The organism is Herminiimonas arsenitoxidans (assembly GCF_900130075.1).
In the GTDB taxonomy this organism is placed as follows: domain Bacteria; phylum Pseudomonadota; class Gammaproteobacteria; order Burkholderiales; family Burkholderiaceae_D; genus Oxalicibacterium; species Oxalicibacterium arsenitoxidans.
The window spans coordinates 1,934,093-1,951,895 of sequence record NZ_LT671418.1 but is presented as its reverse complement, the minus strand read 5'-3'; the positions used below and the strand labels follow the sequence as shown (position 1 = coordinate 1,951,895).

At 51.5% G+C, this 17,803-nt stretch carries 21 protein-coding genes and 1 tRNA gene; 15 read left to right on the top strand and 7 right to left on the bottom strand.

Features of this window, described 5'->3' with window-relative positions:
* Nucleotides 1–30 precede the first annotated feature (30 nt).
* From soxC to BQ6873_RS09135, 14 genes are all read left to right on the top strand, one after another.
* Entirely contained in the window at nucleotides 31–1,392 is a 1,362-nt protein-coding gene (gene soxC / locus BQ6873_RS09200) for a sulfite dehydrogenase (protein WP_076592377.1), read from the top strand.
* Nucleotides 1,376–2,452 (top strand): c-type cytochrome, encoded by a 1,077-nt coding sequence (locus tag BQ6873_RS09195; protein ID WP_076592376.1) that lies wholly within the window; start codon nucleotides 1,376–1,378, stop codon nucleotides 2,450–2,452. The genes soxC and BQ6873_RS09195 overlap by 17 nt, the downstream gene beginning before the upstream one ends.
* An 81-nt stretch (nucleotides 2,453–2,533) precedes the next feature.
* Nucleotides 2,534–2,968, top strand: a complete 435-nt coding sequence (locus tag BQ6873_RS09190) for a pseudoazurin (RefSeq protein WP_076592375.1) — start codon at nucleotides 2,534–2,536, stop codon at nucleotides 2,966–2,968.
* 57 nt (nucleotides 2,969–3,025) lie between these two features.
* A complete protein-coding gene (gene soxY / locus BQ6873_RS09185; protein ID WP_076594043.1) occupies nucleotides 3,026–3,487 on the top strand; it encodes a thiosulfate oxidation carrier protein SoxY in 462 nt (153 codons plus the stop codon).
* 53 nt (nucleotides 3,488–3,540) lie between these two features.
* A complete protein-coding gene (gene soxZ / locus BQ6873_RS09180) occupies nucleotides 3,541–3,852 on the top strand; it encodes a thiosulfate oxidation carrier complex protein SoxZ (RefSeq protein WP_076592374.1) in 312 nt (103 codons plus the stop codon).
* A 92-nt stretch (nucleotides 3,853–3,944) separates the two neighbouring features.
* Complete coding sequence (gene soxA / locus BQ6873_RS09175; RefSeq protein WP_076592373.1) at nucleotides 3,945–4,751, top strand: sulfur oxidation c-type cytochrome SoxA; 807 nt, start codon at nucleotides 3,945–3,947, stop codon at nucleotides 4,749–4,751.
* A gap of 9 nt (nucleotides 4,752–4,760) precedes the next feature.
* Nucleotides 4,761–5,375, top strand: coding sequence for a sulfur oxidation c-type cytochrome SoxX (gene soxX / locus BQ6873_RS09170; protein ID WP_076592372.1), 615 nt, complete (start codon nucleotides 4,761–4,763; stop codon nucleotides 5,373–5,375).
* A gap of 126 nt (nucleotides 5,376–5,501) precedes the next feature.
* Nucleotides 5,502–7,220 carry a thiosulfohydrolase SoxB gene (soxB, locus tag BQ6873_RS09165; protein WP_173830596.1) on the top strand — a complete coding sequence of 573 codons (1,719 nt, stop codon included), beginning with the start codon at nucleotides 5,502–5,504 and terminating at the stop codon, nucleotides 7,218–7,220.
* Nucleotides 7,221–7,232: 12 nt separating this feature from the next.
* Nucleotides 7,233–7,817 carry a rhodanese-like domain-containing protein gene (locus tag BQ6873_RS09160; RefSeq protein ID WP_076592371.1) on the top strand — a complete coding sequence of 195 codons (585 nt, stop codon included), beginning with the start codon at nucleotides 7,233–7,235 and terminating at the stop codon, nucleotides 7,815–7,817.
* 62 nt (nucleotides 7,818–7,879) lie between these two features.
* Nucleotides 7,880–8,395, top strand: a complete 516-nt coding sequence (locus BQ6873_RS09155; RefSeq protein WP_083664430.1) for a TlpA disulfide reductase family protein — start codon at nucleotides 7,880–7,882, stop codon at nucleotides 8,393–8,395.
* A 9-nt stretch (nucleotides 8,396–8,404) separates the two neighbouring features.
* Nucleotides 8,405–8,926 carry a thioredoxin family protein gene (locus BQ6873_RS09150; RefSeq protein ID WP_076592369.1) on the top strand — a complete coding sequence of 174 codons (522 nt, stop codon included), beginning with the start codon at nucleotides 8,405–8,407 and terminating at the stop codon, nucleotides 8,924–8,926.
* Nucleotides 8,927–9,048: 122 nt separating this feature from the next.
* Nucleotides 9,049–9,378 (top strand): ArsR/SmtB family transcription factor, encoded by a 330-nt coding sequence (locus BQ6873_RS09145; protein ID WP_076592368.1) that lies wholly within the window; start codon nucleotides 9,049–9,051, stop codon nucleotides 9,376–9,378.
* Nucleotides 9,378–9,809: a YeeE/YedE family protein gene (locus BQ6873_RS09140; RefSeq protein ID WP_173830595.1), complete on the top strand. Its 432-nt coding sequence runs from the start codon at nucleotides 9,378–9,380 to the stop codon at nucleotides 9,807–9,809. Before BQ6873_RS09145 ends, BQ6873_RS09140 begins: the two co-directional genes overlap by 1 nt.
* A 10-nt stretch (nucleotides 9,810–9,819) precedes the next feature.
* On the top strand, nucleotides 9,820–10,257 hold the full coding sequence (locus BQ6873_RS09135) for a YeeE/YedE family protein (RefSeq protein ID WP_076592366.1): 438 nt from the start codon (nucleotides 9,820–9,822) through the stop codon (nucleotides 10,255–10,257).
* A gap of 128 nt (nucleotides 10,258–10,385) precedes the next feature.
* Here the strand turns inward: BQ6873_RS09135 and BQ6873_RS09130 are convergent.
* The 3 genes from BQ6873_RS09130 to mutL form a co-directional block, all read right to left on the bottom strand.
* Nucleotides 10,386–10,462: transfer RNA gene (locus BQ6873_RS09130), tRNA-Met, on the bottom strand.
* Nucleotides 10,463–10,591: 129 nt separating this feature from the next.
* Nucleotides 10,592–11,545, bottom strand: coding sequence for a tRNA (adenosine(37)-N6)-dimethylallyltransferase MiaA (miaA, locus tag BQ6873_RS09125; RefSeq protein WP_076592365.1), 954 nt, complete (start codon nucleotides 11,543–11,545; stop codon nucleotides 10,592–10,594).
* A 27-nt stretch (nucleotides 11,546–11,572) separates the two neighbouring features.
* Complete coding sequence (mutL, locus tag BQ6873_RS09120; protein WP_083664534.1) at nucleotides 11,573–13,411, bottom strand: DNA mismatch repair endonuclease MutL; 1,839 nt, start codon at nucleotides 13,409–13,411, stop codon at nucleotides 11,573–11,575.
* Between the two features lie 122 nt (nucleotides 13,412–13,533).
* Between mutL and BQ6873_RS09115 the strand changes: the two genes are divergently transcribed.
* On the top strand, nucleotides 13,534–14,175 hold the full coding sequence (locus BQ6873_RS09115; RefSeq protein WP_076592363.1) for a VTT domain-containing protein: 642 nt from the start codon (nucleotides 13,534–13,536) through the stop codon (nucleotides 14,173–14,175).
* A 38-nt stretch (nucleotides 14,176–14,213) separates the two neighbouring features.
* Here the strand turns inward: BQ6873_RS09115 and BQ6873_RS09110 are convergent, their stop codons facing one another.
* From BQ6873_RS09110 to BQ6873_RS09095, 4 genes are all read right to left on the bottom strand, one after another.
* On the bottom strand, nucleotides 14,214–15,515 hold the full coding sequence (locus BQ6873_RS09110) for an N-acetylmuramoyl-L-alanine amidase (protein WP_076592362.1): 1,302 nt from the start codon (nucleotides 15,513–15,515) through the stop codon (nucleotides 14,214–14,216).
* Nucleotides 15,479–15,964 (bottom strand): tRNA (adenosine(37)-N6)-threonylcarbamoyltransferase complex ATPase subunit type 1 TsaE, encoded by a 486-nt coding sequence (tsaE, locus tag BQ6873_RS09105; RefSeq protein ID WP_076592361.1) that lies wholly within the window; start codon nucleotides 15,962–15,964, stop codon nucleotides 15,479–15,481. Before tsaE ends, BQ6873_RS09110 begins: the two co-directional genes overlap by 37 nt.
* Nucleotides 15,965–16,123: 159 nt before the next feature.
* Nucleotides 16,124–17,014 carry an AEC family transporter gene (locus tag BQ6873_RS09100; RefSeq protein ID WP_076592360.1) on the bottom strand — a complete coding sequence of 297 codons (891 nt, stop codon included), beginning with the start codon at nucleotides 17,012–17,014 and terminating at the stop codon, nucleotides 16,124–16,126.
* A gap of 99 nt (nucleotides 17,015–17,113) precedes the next feature.
* Nucleotides 17,114–17,704, bottom strand: coding sequence for a response regulator transcription factor (locus tag BQ6873_RS09095; protein WP_076592359.1), 591 nt, complete (start codon nucleotides 17,702–17,704; stop codon nucleotides 17,114–17,116).
* Nucleotides 17,705–17,803 lie beyond the last annotated feature (99 nt).

Sequence of the window (17,803 nt, the reverse complement as noted above, 5' to 3'; positions counted from 1 at the left end):
ATTAAACGAAATTGCAGCAGGAGACGATGGATGACTAAAGAGGCGATAAAGGCGGGCCGCATAGTGCGCGCGCCAGAGAATTTCGTGGATCCTGTATTGGCCCAGGAAATTACATCCCAAGGTTTGAGTGAAGAGCGCAGGGGTTTTCTGCGTAAAAGTTTTCTCGCAGCGAGTGCTGCAATGGCAAGTGGTGTTTCATTTGCACAGACAGGATCGGCAGTCGGTGACGGTGATCCCAACATCCTGAATCTGCCTGAACATTCCACCACGTTGGGTCAGCCTGTAGCAACCAACGGTTACGGTGTTCCATCCAAATACGAAAAAAATCTGATGCGCCGCGAGTCGCCGGGGCTGACGCGTGTGTCTGCCGCTTCGGTTTCATTCGCGCCGCTGCAAGGTCTGTTCGGCATCATTACGCCTAGCGGTTTGCACTTCGAGCGTCATCATCAAGGTTGGCACGACATCGATCCGAGCAAGCATCGTTTCATGATCAATGGCCTGGTCAAGAATCCAAAAGTTTACACAATGGATGACTTGATGCGTCTGCCGTCTGTATCACGCATGCACTTCATCGAGTGTGGTGCCAATACCGCGATGGAGTGGGGCAATGTCGCCGTTCCATCCGTGCAGTATTCGCATGGCATGTTGAGCTGCTGCGAATTTACTGGTGTGCCTTTATCGGTGTTGCTGGAAGACTGCGGTTACGACAAAAAGAATGGCAAGTTCGTCCTCGCCGAAGGTGCGGATGGTTCCAGCATGACGCGCACCATCAGCATGGATAGAGCCTTGGACGATGTCATCGTCGCATGGGGTATGAATGGCGAAATGCTGCGTCCCGAGAATGGTTATCCGCTGCGTTTGGTGGTGCCGGGTGTGCAAGGCGTGTCATGGGTCAAATGGCTGCGTCGTATCGAAGTAGGCGACATGCCTTACGCTACCAAAGACGAAGCGATTCACTATATCGATGCAATGCCGGATGGCATGTACCGTCAGTACACATCAATCCAAGAATGCAAATCGGTCATCACCACACCATCTGCCGGTCAGATGCTGCTGGATAAAGGCTTCTACAACATCACAGGTTTGGCATGGTCAGGTCGCGGCAAGATCAAGCGCGTCGATGTGTCTGTCGATGGCGGACGCAACTGGCGCACGGCACGACTGGAAGGGCCTATCAATACCAAGTGCCTGACGCGTTTCAATATCAATTGGACGTGGGATGGTTCGCCTGTCGTATTGCAATCGCGTGCGATAGACGAGACCGGTTACGTGCAACCAAAAATCAATGAACTACGCGAAGTGCGCGGCACGCGCTCCATTTATCACAACAACGCTATCCAGTCGTGGAAAGTGTCGGAATCCGGAGAGGTGTCGAATGTCCAGGTTTACTAAAACTGTCGTCGCGCTGGCGCTGGCAGCAACGGGCGCGATAGCCTTTGCACAAACTGCTTATTCAAATATCGGCCGTACTGCAACTGAAAAAGAAATCGCAGCGTGGGACATCGATGTGCGTCCTGACTTCAAGGGTTTGCCAAAAGGATCAGGCTCGGTTTCCAAAGGGATGATCGTATGGGAAGGCAAGTGCGCATCCTGTCACGGTACCTTCGGTGAATCGAATGAAGTCTTCACGCCTATCGTTGGTGGCACCACCAAAGAAGATATGAAGACGGGCCACGTTGCTGCATTGACTACCAACAAGCAGCCGCAACGTACCACGATGATGAAAGTCGCGACCGTATCGACCTTGTGGGATTACATCAATCGCGCAATGCCGTGGACTGCGCCGAAGTCGCTGACGACGGAAGAAGTCTATGCGGTGACTGCTTACATTCTGAACATGGCCGAAGTTCTGCCTGACGATTTTGTTCTGTCGGACAAGAACATCGCCGAAGTGCAACAGCTGATGCCGAATCGTAATGGCATGACGCAAAAGCACGGCATGTGGGATGTCAAAGGCAAGCCGGATGTGAAGAGCGTGGCATGCATGAAGGATTGTCCGGTCAGCAGCGATGTTCGTTCGACGTTGCCAGCACCATCCAGAAATGCACACGGCAATATTCAGGAACAGAACCGTCCCTTCGGTGAAGTACGTGGTGTCGATACCACCAAGCCAGCTTTGACTACACCGATTTCTGCCGTTTCCAAAGATCAGAAGTTGGCACTCGCTGCACCGGCCAAGCCTGCAACACCTGCTAAACCGGATGGACTTGCCATCGCCAAGCAATACGCTTGCGTTGCCTGTCACGGCGTTAACAACAAGATCATAGGTCCAGGCTTCAATGAAATCGCTGCCAAGTACAAAGGCGATGCAGGAGCAACGGCAGGATTGGCAGCCAAGATCAAAAACGGTAGCAGCGGCACATGGGGCCCGATACCTATGCCGGCGCAAGCACATGTTAAGGATGACGATATTAAAACGCTGGTTGCCTGGATTTTGAACGGCGCGAAATAAGGTTGTTGGAACGCTGATGGTTATCTGTAAATACTGTTAGTAAAAATTTGATTTAACTAGAACTAGAAATTGGAGAGATGCATGTACAAATTAGTAAGCGCTGTGACTTTGGCATTGTTTTCGTTGGGCGTGTCGGCAGCAGAACATCAAGTAAAAATGGTTAATAACGGCAAGGACGGCATGATGTCCTTCGAGCCTACTTTTCTGAAAGCGGAAAAGGGCGACACAGTTAAATTCATCAAGGCTGATGCAGCGCACAACACTGCTTCCACTTTGGTACCAGCAGGTGCTAAAGAGTGGAAAGGCAAAATGGATGAAGAAATAGTTGTGCCACTGACGCAAGATGGCGTGTATGTTTATGTCTGCGATCCTCATAAAACCATGGGCATGGCGGGTGTGATTCAGGTCGGTAAGCCAACGAATCTGGACGCAGCAAAAGCCGAAGCAGACAAGCTGTCGAAGAGCTTCGTCATGAACAAAGATCGTCTGTCGAAGGCGCTGGCGCAAGTGAAGTAAATGATGATCGTGCCATCAGCAGTTGAGATGGCATCCATTTTTCAAGAGGAGAATCTAATGAATCAAAATAGACGCGACGCGTTGCGCATTGCAACCGTACTCGGCCTGGCTATCAGCGCAGGTTTGTTGAAGCCTACAGACGTACTGGCTGCAGACTGGAAGTCTAGCGGCTTCGACGCAAAATCCTTGCAAGAAGCATTGGCAGCCTTGGGTGCCGATAAAGCAGCAATCAGCACAGACATCGCTGTCAACGGTCCTGATATCGCGGAAAACGGTGCAGTGGTTCCAGTGTCGGTTTCGAGCAATGTGCCGAACACGGAATTCATGGCCATTCTGGTCGAGAAAAATCCTACGCCATTGTCAGCTACGTTCACCATTCCAGCAGGTACTGAAGCAAACATCAGCACCCGCGTGAAGATGGGCGGCACATCGAATGTGCACGCGCTGGTAAAAGCAAATGGCAAGTGGCTGATCGCTAGCAAAGAGATCAAAGTCACTCTCGGCGGCTGCGGCGGTTAATCAGTAAGCACTGAACGCGCTGTATATCTACACCAATTTTTGAGGAAATTATCATGGGAAATCCGATGCGCATTCGCGCGAATGCAAGCGGCGACGTCGTAGAAGTGAAGGTCTTGATGCGTCATGATATGGAAACAGGTCAACGCAAAGATGCAGCAGGCAAGGTAGTTCCTGCGCACTTCATTCAGACGCTGGTTGCCAAGTGCAACGACAAGGTAGTACTGGATTCATTGATGGGTACTTCGATCTCCAAAGATCCATTCCTGTCATTCAAATTCAAAGGCGGCGCAAAAGGCGACAAGATCACCATCACCTGGACTGACAATATGGGTGACAGCCGTACCGATGAAGCAGTAGTTTCCTGAAGCTAGTCATACGCAAATTAAACGGGAGCAGTTGTACCCGAGTGACATGAATGCGGCATAGACCGCATCCACTTTATTTTAAGGAGGGCGTAATGAGACATAGAGGCTTATATCTTTTAGCAGCGATCGCAATGAGCATGGCTGCATCTGCAATGGCTCAAGGGTCGGCAACGGACGAGATTGCAAAGTATCGTCAATTGCTGGCTGATGGTAATCCTGCCGAGTTGTGGGAAATGCGTGGCGAAGAATTGTGGCGCATGAAAGCAGGGCCAAAGAATGTCAGCCTGGAGCAATGCGATCTTGGTAAAGGGCCTGGTGTACTCAAAGGCGCTTATGCTGAATTGCCGCGTTACTTCAAGGACGTCAACAAGGTCATGGATCTTGAGCAGCGTCTGATCTATTGCCGCATGAACTTGCAGGGTTTGACGCGCGAACAAGCGGTGAAAATGCCGTTTGGCTCTGCTGGCAAGCCTTCCGAGATCGAACCTATCGTGGCCTACATTACTTCCGAATCGAGAGGCATGAAGATGTCGGTTTCGACTTCGCATCCGGAAGAAAAGCGTGCTTACGAAATCGGCAAAAAAGTTTTCTTCTACCGTGCCGGTTCGCATGACTTTGCGTGTGCGACTTGCCACTCGGTCGACAATCAACGCATACGATTGCAAGACCTTCCTAATCTGCTGAACAAGAGCAATGCGCAGGCGGCTTATACCACCTGGCCGGCATATCGCGTATCGCAGGGCGAGGTACGTACCATGCAGCATCGCTTGAATGATTGCTTCCGTCAGCAGCGCTTCCCTGAACCGCTTTATGGTTCGGACGTCATCACTGCGGTGACGATGTTCCTCGCGAAAAATGCCGATGGTGGCGTCTATAACGGCCCAGCGCTGAAACGATAGGGAGGCGATATGAAAAAAATTGGCATCTTATTGGCATCGGCGGCAATCATCGCCGGTTGCGCAACAGTGGCAGCGAATAGTGACTACGATAAAGACACTGTTGCCATGTTGAAGGCGGACTTCAAATCCAAAGGTCCTGCAACGATGGAGCGCATGCTCAATCAGGACGATGCACAGAAATTGTGTAGCGAATATCCGAGCGACGTACCTAAGGAAAAAGCCGCCGCGTTGGAAGCTGCACAAATGAAACTGGTGAAATATCCGGCGGATGGCAAGTATCTGGGCGATTGGAAAGAAGGCGAGAAAATTGCACAGAACGGTCGCGGCATGCAATCGTCCGATGCAATCGGTAGCGTGAACGGCGGTAACTGCTATGCCTGCCATCAAATCGGCAAAGCGGAAATCTCGTTCGGCAACATCGGCCCGTCTCTCTATCAATACGGAAAGATCCGCGGTCAAAGTGAAGACATGTTGAAGTACACCTGGGCCAAGATTTATAACGCTCAAGCCTTCACTGCATGTTCGAACATGCCACGCTTCGGCCACAACGGCATCCTGCAAGAGAAGCAAATCAAGGACGTAATGGCCTTGTTGCTGGATCCGGCTTCACCCGTCAACAAGTAACACGATCAGAGCATCGAAGACGCGCAAATTCATGCGCAGCTTCGATGCTCGTTTCTTTGTCTTGTCCCATCGCTTGCGCACCGCAAGAACGATGAGGCTATCTACCGAATTCATTAGAGGAATAACATGGGGTTGAATCGTCGCGAGTTCATTCAGGTCATGGGTATTGCGGCCGCTGGCGGCATGCTGCTCGACGCCAAGGGCGCACTGGCTGCTCCATCTGCAGCCAAACTCTACGACGTGCCACGTTTTGGCAATGTCCACTTTTTACACTTCACCGATTGCCATGCGCAATTGAAGCCGATTTATTTCCGCGAGCCTAATGTCAATCTTGGCATAGGTGACGCGGTTGGTCGTCTGCCGCATCTGGTTGGTGAACAATTGCTCAAGCAGATCGGCCTCAAGCCGAATACGCCGGAAGCGTATGCATTCAGCTATTTGAATTTTGAAAAAGCTGCGCAAACCTACGGCAAGGTCGGTGGCTTCGCGCATCTTTCCACACTGGTTAAACGCATGAAGGCCGGTCGTCCCGGCGCATTGCTGCTCGATGGTGGTGATACATGGCAGGGTTCGGCAACGGCTTTGTGGACCAACGGTCAAGACATGGTTGATGCCTGTCTGGAGCTAGGCGTGGATGTGATGACGGCGCACTGGGAAATGACCTTGGGTGACAAGCGCGTCAAGGAAATTGTTGAGAAGGATTTCAAGGGCAAGGTTGATTTTGTCGCGCAGAATATCAAGACGACAGACTTTGGTGATCCGGTATTCCCTCCGTACGTTCTGAAAGAAATGAACGGCGTACAGATCGCGATTATCGGTCAAGCTTTCCCTTATACGCCTATCGCCAATCCGCGCTATCTGGTGCCTGAATGGAGCTTCGGCATCCAAGAAGAGAATATGCAAAAGATGGTGGACGAAGCGCGCAGCAAAGGTGCCAAGGTTGTCGTCGTGTTGTCGCATAACGGTATGGACGTCGATCTGAAGATGGCGTCGCGCGTACGTGGCATCGATGCCATCATGGGTGGCCATACGCATGACGGCATACCGACACCAGTGATCGTCAGCAATCCGGGCGGCAAGACGCTAGTAACGAATGCCGGCAGCAACAGCAAATTCCTCGGCGTGCTTGATTTCGATGTGCGCGGTGGCAAGGTACAAGGTTATAAATATCGTTTGTTGCCAGTGTTCTCGAACTTCCTGCCAGCCGACAAGAATATGGATGCATTGATCACGAAGATACGTGCACCGTATGAATCCAAGCTCAATGAAAAACTCGCGATGACGGAAGGTACTTTGTACCGCCGTGGCAATTTCAATGGCACCTTCGATCAATTGATCGTCGATGCCTTGATGGATGTCAAAGGTGCGGACATTGCATTCTCTCCAGGCTTCCGCTGGGGCACATCCTTGTTGCCGGATAGTCCTATCCTGATGGAACATCTGATGGATCAGACCGCGACCACGTATTCGTACAGCACGCTGACGGAAATGAATGGCGCAACGATTAAAACCATCCTCGAAGACGTCGCCGACAATCTGTTCAATCCTGACCCGTATTACCAACAGGGTGGAGATATGGTGCGTGTCGGTGGCATGAGCTACACGATAGAACCTAAGCAAAAAATGGGCGGACGTATTCAAGACATGCGCCTCGATGGCAAGCTGATCGATGCCAGCAAGACCTATAAGGTCGCTGGTTGGGCGCCGGTTGCTGAAGGTGCGTCAGGCGAGCCAGTATGGGATGTCGTAGCGCAGTGGCTGCGTACGAACAAGGTCGTTACACCGCGCAAGCTGAACACGCCGAAGATTATTGGTATGGATGGCAATCCTGGTATTGCTAACTAAAACTGAGCCGACATGAAAAAAATTCTTGCGGCTCTGTTGCTGAGCGTTAGTTGTATATCTGCATTTGCCTTCGATGCTGCGCAAGTACAGGATATCAAGCAAACCAAGGCAGGCTTGTACCTCGATGCGAAAGAAGCTTATGCACTTAAGCAGCAATTAGGTGCAAAAGCTTATTTCGTTGATGTGCGTACCCGTGCGGAAGTGTCTTATGTCGGTATGCCTACGATCGTCGATGCAAACATTCCGTATGTTGAGCATCCGGACGATGCACCGTGGGATGACAAGAATGGCCGCTTCAAACTGGATGTGAATAGCGACTTTGGACCTGAGTTGGCACGTCGCATGAGTGCAAGTGGACTAGGCAAGGGCGATACAGTGATTCTGATTTGCCGCTCAGGCGATCGTAGTTCACGTGCCGCCAATCTGTTGTCAGATCTTGGCTACAGCAAGGTATATACCGTGGTTGATGGCTTTGAAGGCGATGTTGCAAAGACTGGACCACAAGCAGGGCAGCGCGTAGTAAACGGATGGAAGAATGCCAATCTGCCGTGGAGCTACAAGTTGGATAAGAGCAAGTTGTACTTTCCCAAGTACTGATGCGACGCATGATTGCATGCCTTGTGTCATGCTATTGATTCCATACACTCAAGGTGTGCAGCATGCCTAATCGTTTGATGTTGCCCTTATCCCGTCTGTTCGTTCTGTTGTCCTTTTTATCTGCCGGATGGGTGCACGCTGCTGATGTGCGCCCCGGTGACACACCTGTGTTGCCGACGTTGACTACTCTGGATGGAAAAACGATCACACCTGCCAGTTTGCGCGGCAAGGTTGTTGTACTCAGTTACTTTGCTTCCTATTGCCCTTTCTGCGCGAATGAAGCTCCCAAGCTGCAAAAGCTGTATCGGGAGAACGCAGATAAATTGATCGTCATCGGCGTTAATATTGAAGTCGGTGATGCAGACCAAAAAGCGAAAGCACTGAAGTGGGTAGAGAAATACCGCCTCACTCATCCAGTCACGACTGACTATCTGGCGCTGGAGCGCGTGCTGGGTAAACGCAAAGGTTTGCCAGTCAACTATGTATTCGACAAGCGGGGAGTGCTGAGGCGTATAGATATTGGGGAAATCTTCGATGAAGACTTCGACGATATCGGACGTTTCGCCCGGCAAGATTAGGATGTAAAAATGAGTTTGCGTATTCTTTCGGTGCTGTTGCTAGGCCTCATGTTGAACGGCCATGCTGGGGCTGCTAGTAAAGTGATGGCAGTGCCGATGTTGACCGATCTATCGCGTGACAGCACGCAGGCGCAACGTCAGGGCAAGCCCATCATTCTCTTCTTCACATTGCCTGGTTGCTCGTTTTGCCATGTCGTGCGGAACAACTATCTATTACCTTTGTTGCGTGATGCTCGCGTCAAAGAGCGTCCTATCATCCGTGAAGTGGATGTGACGGGAACGCAGGCTGTTGTGAATCTTGACCATTCATGGGGCAATCATCGCAGCATAGCCAAGACCTACAAAATTCATGCTGCGCCTACTGTTCTCTTTCTTGATGCTGCGGGGTGCTTGTTGACTGCACCAATCGTCGGCGGCGATATTGCCGGCTTGTATGGTGGTTATCTTGATAATGCATTCGCTGAAGCAGAGAAAAAAATAGCGACTGCCAGAAAACACAATAAGGCCAACAAAGGATGCGTACAGCCATGAGCCATTGCTACGTATGCTTTCAGCAGCCACGCGTGACATAGCGCTCTATTTTTTATCTTATAATATATATAAATATATATTAAAATAATGCATATTGTTTTGTGCGCAAATGAGTAATGTAGATGAGTACAAAAGAAGAGATTGATTTGGAATCGTTGCAGAAGGCGGCTTCCAAGGCATGCAGTTTGCTTAAGACTTTATCGAATCCGGATAGATTGCTGCTGCTTTGCCAGTTGTGCGAAAGCGAATACTGCGTGAGCGAGCTGGAAGTCGTGACGGGCATACGGCAGCCGACTTTGTCGCAGCAATTGACCGTATTGCGCGAAGAGCAGTTGGTCAATACGCGGCGTGAAGGCAAGCAGATTTATTACAGCATCGCCAGTACGGAAGCGATGGCAGTGATTGACGTGTTGTACCAGCAGTACTGTACTACTGGCAAAAGGAAAAAATAATGACTATCGACTGGGTGCACTTTACGCCGTGGAGTTCGCTATTGGGCGGATTGCTGATCGGCCTTGCTGCGGCATCGTTCATATTATTCAACGGCAAGATCGCCGGTATCAGCGGCATTTTAGGTGGCCTGTTGCGACCGGTGAAGGGCGATATGTCCTGGCGGATTGCCTTCCTACTTGGTTTGATTTTGGCACCGCTCGTGTTTGCTCTATTCAAGCCCTTGCCGGATGCGCATATCGATGCCGACTTCGTAACACTGGTCGTGGCTGGATTATTGGTGGGGATAGGCACGCGTTACGGCTATGGCTGCACGAGTGGACATGGCGTCTGCGGATTGTCGCGCCTTTCACTGCGCTCGCTGGTGGCGACCATGACGTTCATGGCAGCTGGTTTTTTAACAGTATTCATTGTGCGACATCTGATCGCTTAAGGAGCGGAGTATGCAAATTGTGATGGCATTACTCGCTGGTTTGATTTTTGGATTTGGTCTGATTATTTCGGGCATGGCTAATCCGGCCAAGGTGATCGGTTTTCTGGATATCGGTGGCAAGTGGGATCCCTCGCTGGCTTTTGTGATGGGTGGAGCCATTCTGGTAGGGCTGATTGCATTTCGCATTGCTGCAAAGCGGACCACGACACTGTTGGGTGGTGCATTACGTTTGCCACAGGCAACGCAGATAGACCGTCGTTTGGTATTGGGTGGGCTTGCCTTCGGTGTAGGTTGGGGGCTTGCTGGCTACTGTCCTGGCCCGGCGCTGGCTTCTCTGATTATGGGCAACAGCAAGACGATTATTTTTGTTATCGCGATGGTGGCGGGGATGGGGATATTCGAATTACTGGAGCGTTATGCGCGTACGCAGCAGCACAAACATAGCTAACAGCATTTCTTCTTATTGCAGCTTCGCTTGGAGGTGAGGTTGCAATAAATTAGAAAACAAAAAACCCGCATCGGCCGAAGCTGAAAGCGGGTTTTTGTATGTTCCGGATTGCTCTGAAAACATGTTCTTGGTGGTGATAGGTGGATTTGAACCACCGACCCCAGCATTATGAGTGCTGTGCTCTAACCAACTGAGCTATATCACCAGATAGCCGAAAATTATCGCGTTTTTGGCCGTCCCTGTCAATATCCAATTCCATTACTTCGCAAGATATTGGGCAAAATCCTTGGTTTCTGCGGGTCTGCAGGAGATGAAATTCTTATTGAATTTGCAATCAGGGCTTTTTTTGAGCGTTTTCTATTTTCTGCAAAATTGCGCCGGCAGTATCGGGCGCCAGGCAATCAATGACGTGTCTATCTTCCATCGAACGCAGCCAGGTTAATTGCCGTTTGGCTAGTTGACGTGTGGCGGCTATGCCTTTTTCGCGTAGTTCGTTCAAGCCGTAAGCACCATCCAGATATTCCCAGCTTTGGCGATAGCCGACACAGCGCATGGAGGGCAGGCCGAGGTGCAAATCGCCGCGTGCGCGTAATGCTTTCACTTCATCGAGCAAGGCGCCGCCTTTTAGCATCGCATCGAAGCGCGTTGCAATGCGTGTATGCAAAACACTGCGATCGGATGGTTCTAATGCAATTGGCAATAGAGTAAAAGGCAATTCAGTCTTGGGCGCTTGTGCCAGCAAGGCTGACATCGGTTGCCCGGTCAGCGCGATGATTTCCAATGCGCGTTGTATGCGTTGCGCATCGTTCGGTTTCAAGCGAGCTGCAGTGACGGGATCTAAGGCGGCCAGCTTGGCGTGCATGGCAGGCGAACCGATGATCGCTGCTTCGGCGTCCAGCTCTGCGCGGAGCGCGGCATCGGCCTGCGGCAAGGCATCCAGTCCATCTTTCAAACCTTTGAAATACAGCATCGTGCCGCCGACCAGCAAAGGCAGTTTGCCGCGCGCGCTAATTTCTGCTGCCAGGCGTATGGCATCCTGACGAAATTGCATGACTGAGTACGACTCCAGCGGATCGAGGATGTCGATCAAATGATGCGGCACTTGCGCACGCTCTTCATCAGTTGGCTTGGCAGTGCCAATATCCATCTCGCGATACACCAGAGCGGAATCGACTGAGATGATTTCCGCCGGGATGCGTTCTGCAATGGCTAGCGCGGCAGCGGTTTTACCTGAAGCGGTCGGTCCCATGATGGAGACGACCAGCGGTTTTGCGGAATGGGTAGTCATGCGCTTGCTGCTTGAATGATGGACACCTTAGCGTCCGCGCTCGAAGAGTTTATCCAGATCAGACAAGCCTAGTTGTACCCAGGTTGGACGGCCGTGATTGCATTGATCTGCTCGTTCGGTGGCTTCCATTTGACGCAGCAGTGCGTTCATTTCCGGCCCCGTCAGTGTGCGGTTGGCGCGTACCGCGGTATGGCAAGCCAGTGTGCCGAGTAATTCATTGCGTCGTTCTACCAATACACGCGAGCCGCCGTATTCACGTACGTCACGCAATACATCGCGTGCCAGTGTTTGTGCATCGGCACTTTTCAATAGTGCTGGCACAGCGCGCACGGCCAAGGTGGTAGGAGACAAAGCGGCGATGTCGAAGCCTAGTGATTGCAGTATGTCTTTATTGTCTTCCGCTGTGCCGACTTCCACGCCATCGGCGTAGAAAGTAATCGGGATCAGCAGCGGTTGCACCTGCATCGCATTATCGTCCAGCGCATTTTTCAACTGCTCATAAAGTATGCGTTCGTGCGCGGCGTGCATATCGACCAGTACCAAGCCTTTGGTGTTCTGTGCCAGGATGAAAATGCCGTGCAATTGTGCCAGCGCAAAGCCGAGAGGAAATTCATCGTCGGATAAGGCCTGCGTGTTGTTGCCGGCGAATGCTTGCAGTGGCGAAGACGCGCCGTTACTTTGATCCGCTATTGTTTCTGCGCCAAAGAGTGCGCCATAACTTGCAGTCGTTTGCGCGACGCCATACGGTGTATTGAATTGTGGCGCGAATGATGTCTGTTGCTGCTCGCGCAACCAAGGCATTGCGCCGGATGGTGCTGGTGTTGGCGAAGGAACTGCGCCGAATGCTGTGGCTGAAGTTTGTGCCAAAGCGCGACTAACGGCATGGAAGACAAACTGATGCACGGCACGACTGTCGCGGAAGCGTACTTCTATCTTCGATGGATGTACGTTGACATCTACCAATGCCGGATCGAGATCAAGGCTGATTACATACGATGGATAGCGGTCGCCATGCAGCACGTCTTGATAAGCGGAGCGTACTGCGTGCGTCAATAATTTATCGCGTACGAAGCGGCCATTCACATAGAAGTACTGCGCATCGGCACGCGCCTTGGAAGCCGTTGGCAAGCCGATAAAGCCATGCAAGCGCAAAGGGCCGGCTGCTTCCTCCAGAGGCATGCGTGCACCGGAGAATTCATTGCCGAGTATATGTGCGCTACGTTTGGCGATGTCGTTCACCGCCCAGTGATCTATGGTGCGGCCGTTATGCGACAGCGAGAACGATACGTCAGGGCGCGACAAGGCGATGCGACGCACGACTTCTGCGCAGTGGCCAAATTCGGTTTGTTCGGTTTTTAAAAACTTGCGACGCGCCGGTGTATTGAAATACAAATCCTGTACATCGACGGTGGTACCCAATGCGCCGGAAGAAGGCGCGACCGTGCTTTTTTGATCTATGGTTTGCACGCCGCTGATTTCCCACGCGTGCTGCGCATCCGCCGTGCGTGATGTGAGCGTCAGTTGTGCAACAGATGCAATCGAGGCCAGCGCTTCACCGCGAAAGCCCAATGTCGCGACATTTTCCAATTCAGTCAGCGAATTGATCTTGGATGTAGCATGTCGTGCCAATGCTAGCGGCAATTGTTCCGGCGCAATGCCGCGACCGTTGTCGGTAATTGCGATGCGTTTTACGCCGCCTTGTTCCAGTCGCACACTGATTTGCGTGGCGCCAGCATCCAATGCGTTTTCCAGTAATTCCTTGACGACGGCAGAGGGACGCTCGACTACCTCGCCGGCGGCGATTTGTGAAATGAGTTGGTCGGATAGTGGCTGTATCGGCCGAATGGGCTGGGAGGATGCATGCATGGACAGATTATAACGTTGCATGCGCATGAACTGCAGTGAACTGTCGCTGCAAAGCGTAGTCTTTCTAGGTTGTCTGTCAGCCTGATCGCTGGTGTATGATGCTGCCGCTACCAAGGAAAATTATGGATTTCATGCAGTTCTTCGACATGATTTTGCATGTTGACAAGTATCTCGGCATTTTTATTGCGCAATACGGCATGTGGATTTATGTCGTTCTGTTTGCCATTATTTTTAGTGAAACCGGTCTGGTCGTCTTTCCTTTTCTACCCGGTGATACCTTGCTCTTCATTGCGGGCGCATTCTGTGCGTCCGGCCAAATGAATCTATGGTTGCTGCTTAGTCTGTTGATGGCGGCGGGGATACTGGGCAATACGGTGAATTACTGGATAGGCCACTTGGTAGGTGAAAAAGTGTTTACCCACGATTACCGCTGGCTGGACAAGGATGCCTTGAGAAAAACGCATGCCTTCTATGAAAAGCACGGCGGTAAAACATTGATACTTGCGCGCTTCATCCCGTTTGCCCGTACCTTTGCACCGTTTATTGCCGGTATATCGGATATGACTTTCTTCCGATTTCAGATATTCAACTGCGTCGGTGCGATTCTGTGGGTAGGGATACTGGTGGTGGGTGGTTATCTGTTCGGCAATATTCCGATCATCCGCGATCACTTGAATACCATTGTGCTGGTCGGTGTCGGCGCAGCCTTCGTCCCAGTCGTGATAAGTGCCTTATGGCGTTTCGCTAAACGATTCAGGAAGTAATCGAGCGAGAAGTAATGCGTGTGCGCTGGCGGCGCACACTACATCATGCGGTTTTTTGCCAGCGGTGGATTTTTTGCAAAGTATTTCTTGATACCTTGTGCCACCGCATCGGCCATCCGATCTTGATACGCATCGTCGTTCAGCTTGGCTTCTTCTTCCGGATTTGAAATAAACGCGGTCTCGATCAAGATGCTCGGGATATCCGGCGCTTTCAATACCGCAAAACCGGCTTGCTCTACTGCATTCTTGTGCAAGCGATTGACGCCGCCGATTTCATTCAAAACCGATTTTCCTAGCTTCAGGCTGTCGTTGATCTGCGCCGTCGTGGAAAGATCGAGCAAGACGCTGGCGAGTTGCTTGTCGTGATTCTTGATATTGGTGCCACCAATCAAATCGGCAGCATTCTCTTTATTGGCGAGCCAACGTGCAGCGGTTGAGCTGGCCCCTTTTTCCGATAATGCGAATACCGATGAGCCATTGGCAGTCGGTTGCACAAACGCATCGGCATGGATGGAGACAAACAAATCAGCCTGCACCTTGCGCGCTTTTTGCACGCGCACATGCAGCGGCACAAAATAATCGCCGTCACGCGTCAGCATGACGCGCATATTCGGATGTTGTTCCAGTTTGGCCTTCAGGCGCTTGGCGATAGACAGCACGATATGTTTTTCGTAGCTGCCGCCGCGTCCGACTGCGCCGGGATCCTCGCCGCCGTGGCCGGGATCGAGTGCGATGGTCAGCATGCGGTTGACTTGCGGTGCGCGATCCACTTTAGGCTCTGCATACGGTGGCTTGATTTCAGCAACCGGCGGCGGCATTGTTTCTGTCGGCTTATCCAGCGACCACTGGCCTTTTTCTATCAGTGCAGCAATCGGGTCAGGCGGATTGACGGGATATAAGTCGAATACCAAGCGGTGCTGATATTTATCGACCGGTGCCAAGGTAAATACTTGCGGATTGACTTCTTCCTTCAGATCGAACACCAGACGTACTACACCAGGCTTGTTCTGGCCGACGCGTACTTGTTTGATGTAAGGATCGTTAGGCTGAATTTTTGCAATCAGACTTTTCAGCGTCGGATTCAGATCGATGCCTTCGACATCCACCACCAGCCGTTCCGGATCTTTGATGATGAAATGGTTGGTCTTTAGATTCGCATCGTTTTCCAACGTAACGCGTGTGTAATCTTCCGATGGCCAAACGCGCACGGCAAGAATTTGCGAAGCGAATGCTGGCAAAGGGGAGAAGAGCGAGATGAGTAAAGTGCCGCCCGCCTTGAGGACGGTGCGACGCACTCTTGCTTTTACAGGTTGGGAGCGAATTTCAGTCGGTTCAGACATTCAACACCTTGGTCGGACAACGCTTGCAATTCTACATCACGCCCTTCGCCTGCGACTGCGAGCGAAATGCTGATATCGGGAGGAGGTAATACCGCTTCAGCCTTTTCAGGCCATTCGATGACGCAAATGGTTTGATGATTGAAGTATTCGCGGAATCCGGCATCAAGAAATTCTTCAGCACTGGCCATGCGATACAAATCAAAATGGATCACATTGACTGTTTGCTCGTCTATGGTGACTGTATATGGCTCGGCTAATGTGTAGGTTGGACTTTTTACATGGCCGTTGTGGCCTAGCGCATGCAGCATGGAGCGCGTCAATGCAGTTTTTCCGGCACCAAGATCGCCATGCAGGTAGATCGTCAGACCTGGTTGCACTGCACGTGCAAGCGCTGCACCGAGGGCAATGGTGCCGGCTTCTTCATGCAGATGGGCGGTGTAGTGTTGCATTGAATAGACGTGTCCGTGAAATTACTGGTCAATGATCTCGTTCTTTGCCGTGCTTAACTAACAGTGCGCAGCAGTACGATGCAATTGTTTAAGCAGAGTTCAATTTTCCACTACTTCTGCGTGATCGTATTATTTTGGTGTTGCAACAGCGATGTGCGTTTACTGTAGCAGCGCCAGCCAAAGTGGCAAGCTTGCCATGGAAATCAGTGTGCCTGCAGAAATCAGAAATGCAACAAAAGGACCATTACCACCCATGCGAACGGCCAAGACGTAGGCGCTGGATGCCGTCGGTAATGCCGCGAACATGACGACCATTTGTAAATGTAAGGGCGATAAACCTATCCACAATCCGAGGACATACGCGACGATAGGTACGAACAATAGTTTGACGACGAGGAAGTAAGCGGCAATGCCTTTTGATGCCTCCAGGCCATTCAAGCGCAGTCCGGCACCAACCATGATTAGACCAAGTGCGATGGATGCATTGCCCAAGCGTGACAGGAACGCGCTTGCCAGATCAGGCAGATGAAAGCCGAGTAGATTGAAGATGACGCCGCCCATGGTCGCCATCAACAACGGGTTCTTTATCAACTCCATCAGCAGATTGCCCTTATTCTTCACCAGCGCATGGACTGCAGCCATATTGCATAAAGGAACAGCAAAGCCGATAGCTAAGCCCATCAAAGATACGCCTTCATCGCCGCCGAGGCGGCCTGCGATCGCGAGTGCAATGTAGGAGTTGAAGCGGAATGCGGTTTGCAAGCCGGATTCGAAAATCATCGGGCCGGCTTTGAACAGCGGCTTGGCCAGCCAGCCCAAAGCAATACCGGCGACGCATGTCGCGATGACAATCTGAAGAAACTGAGCAGTCGTGCCGAAATTGATAGGCGAGCGTGCGGTGGAGTAAAACAACAATGCCGGAAACAGCACGTAGTAAATCAGCTTTTCCGTCCCGATCCAGAACTCTTCATGCCAATTCGTGACGCGAAACAACACAGCGCCGAACAGAATCAGCATGAAATCAGGAAGCAGGAGGTTGACGATATGCATTGCAATCAGCGACAGGCGCCGGAACGGGAAGACAGGTTAGGGGAATAAAGCGGTGCAATGGTGCAGCATGCAAGACATGAGCCTTGCATGCACAAGATTTTACTTCAACAGACGCGCCAATTCGACTGCTGTTTTTACATTCATCTTGTCGAAAATATGTGCGCGATGAACTTCGACTGTGCGCATGCTGATGCCCAGTTTGTCGGCAATGACCTTGTTCATCTTGCCTTCAAGGATCAAATCCAATACTTCGCGTTCACGTCCGGATAGTGCAGACAGGCGTGTGTGTATGGCTGCGCTGGCCGAAGCATGCTCCGACGAAGTCAGTGCTTCTTGTATGCGGTCCATCAACTTGTTGTCGTTGAACGGTTTCTCAAAGAAGTCGAATGCGCCACGCTTCAAGGTATCGACTGCCATCGGCACATCGCCGTGGCCGGTCAGGAAAATGACCGGGAACGCTTGCGTCAAGCCACGCGCAGTGAGCAGGTCGAACAAGGCAACGCCGCTAATGTCAGGCATGCGGACATCCAGCAGTACGCATTGACCCTGTGTGTTGGTGCGTGTCGTGCCATCTAGCGTAGCGAGAAAGGTTTTGCCGCTTTCATACGCGGTGGCGGGGATGCCACGTGATTTGGCCAGCCACATCAGTGAATCGCGGATTACTTCTTCATCGTCAATAATGTGCAGCATTGAATATCCTGTCGGTCTGCCGTATGTCTTGTTACGTTTACTCTCACTGCGACTATATATTGTCGCGGCCAGATGATAGAGCTTAAAAGTGTCAAAAAT